Source organism: Fundidesulfovibrio sp., from assembly GCF_058402725.1.
On record NZ_JBZVFJ010000283.1, the window covers coordinates 1 to 2,338 of the forward strand.

General features: G+C 68.7%; 4 protein-coding genes. All 4 read right to left on the reverse strand.

All coding sequences use genetic code 11. The features are described from left to right. Positions 1 to 283, reverse strand: a 283-nt coding sequence (locus ACV4UX_RS18715) for an NAD(P)H-dependent oxidoreductase (RefSeq protein WP_491594795.1), incomplete at its 3' end; no start/stop codon positions are given. A 35-nt stretch (positions 284 to 318) separates the two neighbouring features. After that, entirely contained in the window at positions 319 to 1,131 is an 813-nt protein-coding gene (locus ACV4UX_RS18720; RefSeq protein WP_491594796.1) for a tetratricopeptide repeat protein, read from the reverse strand. Next, a complete protein-coding gene (locus ACV4UX_RS18725; RefSeq protein ID WP_491594797.1) occupies positions 1,128 to 1,964 on the reverse strand; it encodes an OmpA family protein in 837 nt (278 codons plus the stop codon). The genes ACV4UX_RS18720 and ACV4UX_RS18725 overlap by 4 nt, the downstream gene beginning before the upstream one ends. 9 nt (positions 1,965 to 1,973) lie before the next feature. After that, positions 1,974 to 2,338: MotA/TolQ/ExbB proton channel family protein (locus ACV4UX_RS18730; protein WP_491594798.1), on the reverse strand; the 365-nt coding region annotated here is incomplete at its 5' end.

Below are 2,338 nucleotides of genomic sequence, written 5' to 3' on the forward strand. Positions count from 1 at the left end.
CCATGAGCAGGAGGCCGCAGCTTTTGAGCTCGTCGGCCCAGCGCTTCACGGCGTCCCAGGCGCGCTGCTGGGCGGGGTCGTGGGTGAGGCGGCGCAAGACGTTGTACTTGGCCTGGATGGTGGGGCCGTCGAAGGCGGGCAGGTCGGCCTCGAAGAGGTTGCGCGTGGTCAGGGAGGCTTCGGGGCGGCGCTCCAGATAGGCCTCCAGGAAGGCGTCGGCCACGGCGATGGAGTGCGAGCGCGGCCCGCGCGGCGAGGCCTTGATGTAGAGAATGCCGGACACGGGGTCCTCCCTGGGCCGGTGGTCCGGCCTACGCCTCACTCCCCGGCCAGACCCGCCAGTTCGCTGCGCTTGAGGGCCTCGCGGTCGAAGTGGGCGCGCAGCTTCGGGTCGCGGGGGAGGATGTTGTTCTTGCGCAGGTAGTGGAGAAAGGCCAGGGCCTCCCGGAAGTTCGGGTCCAGGTCCAGGCAGTTGCCGAGTTCCCGGTAGGCGTGCTCGGTGTCGCCCTTCTCGAACCAGGCCCGGGCGATGTTCAGGAGCAGGTGCTCGTCGTCGGCGCACAGGGCCTTGGCCCGGTGATAGAAGGCCAGGGCCTCCTCGAAGAGGCCGCGCTTGCGCAGGGCGATGCCGAAGTCGTTGAAGAGGTGCTTGTGCTCGGTGGCGAAGCTCTCGTCGAGTTTCACGAGCTTCTCGAAGGCGTAGCGCCCCTTCTCGAGCTGGTTGAGGGCCAGATAGGCCAGGCCCAGGCCGAAGGTGCCCCGGATGTTCTCCTCGTCGATGCGCAGCACCTTCTGGTACTCGATCTTGGCCTCGACGTTCTTGCCCTGGTTGCGGAAGTGGTCGCCAATGAGCACTCGCTGGGTGAGCAGCCGGTAGCCCAGGTCCGGCTCCAGGGTGAAGCGCTCCAGGAAGCTCTCGCGCGGTTCGATCACCTGCCGCTGGGTGGGCAGGTGGTGCTCGTCCAGGAGCTGGGCGCTGATCACGCCGTCCTCCTGCTCGCGGGCGAACCAGAAGCGCTTGTCCTCCCCGCTGGCCGGGTCGCCCGGGATGCCGGGCGTGGAAAAGATGCCCCTGAGCTTGGGCCGGGCGGTTTCCGGCCCGCTGTCGAGGGTGTCGGAGCAGGCGTTCAAGGGTTGATCTGCACGACCACGCGGCGGTTGCGGGCCTGGTTGTCGGGCAGGGGCTGGCCCTGGGCGTTTTCGTTGGGGGCCACGGGGCGCGTTTCGGCGAACCCGGAGATCTGGATGCGGTCGCGGGGCGTGCCGTGGTCGATGAGGTAGCGGGCCACGCGGGAGGCGCGCGCCGCCGAAAGCTCCCAGTTGGAGGGGAACAGGAACGACTGGATGGGCAGGTTGTCCGTGTGCCCCTCCACCGTGACGCGGTAGGGCGTGGCGCGCAGCGACTGGGCGATGGAGTCCAGATAGGGGCGCGACGAGGGCGTGAGGTCGGCGCTGCCGCTCTGGAAGAGCACCGCGCCCTTGAGCGTGATGGCCACGCCGCCCTGGCGCTTCTCCACCTGGATGCCTGCGGGGTCCTTGGCGAAGCGCAGGGCCATCTCGGACTCGATCTCGTCCAGGGTTTTCAGGCGGGCTGTTGGCCCGGGGCCGCCGCCTTGTCCGGGACCGGCCACGGGGTCGCCCACGGACTGGTAGACCTGGGGCGGCAGGGGCGGCTGGATCACGGGATAGTACTGCCCGTCGGGCACGGGCTCCGGGCGCAGGGAGCTGCCCATGGGGCGGTCGGGCTGGCGCTCCGCCAGGGCCTGGCGCTTGGCCTTTTCGGCGGCCAGGGCGGCCTCCATGGACTGGGCCACCTTGCGGTAGCGGTCCTGGTCGACGCTGGAGACCGAGAGCATCACCACGAAGAAGCACAAGAGCAGGGTGAGCAGGTCGGCCAGGGAGATGAACCAGGTGCCCTCGTCCTCGTCCTTGAAGCGGCCGCGAAGTTTCTGGAACTGGAGCATGGCGGACGCCTAGGGGCGGATGCCGATGGAGGCCCAGCGCCTGGGGGGGAGGTAGGCCTTGAGCTTGTCGTAGACGATGGCGGCGGGGGCTTTGTCCTTGATGAAGAGCACGCCGTCGCGGATGACGCACATGAGCAGCACCCGTTCCTCGATGCGCTTTTCCACCTTCACGGCGATGGGCAGGAAGAAGAGGTTGGAGAGCAGGATGCCGTAGAGCGTGGTGGTGAGGGCCACGGCCATGTGCTGGCCCAGGGAGGCAAGCTGGCCGCCGCCCATGGCCTGCATGAGGCCGATGAAGCCGATGAGCGTGCCGATGAGCCCGTAGGCGGGCGAAAGCTTGGCCATGGTGCGGTAGATGCCCGCGCTGGAGAGCT

Excerpts from the sequence above, each read along its gene's own strand:
- ACV4UX_RS18725 (WP_491594797.1), bottom strand. The coding sequence starts at position 1,964 with ATGCTCCAGTTCCAGAAACTTCGCGGCCGCTTCAAGGACGAGGACGAG.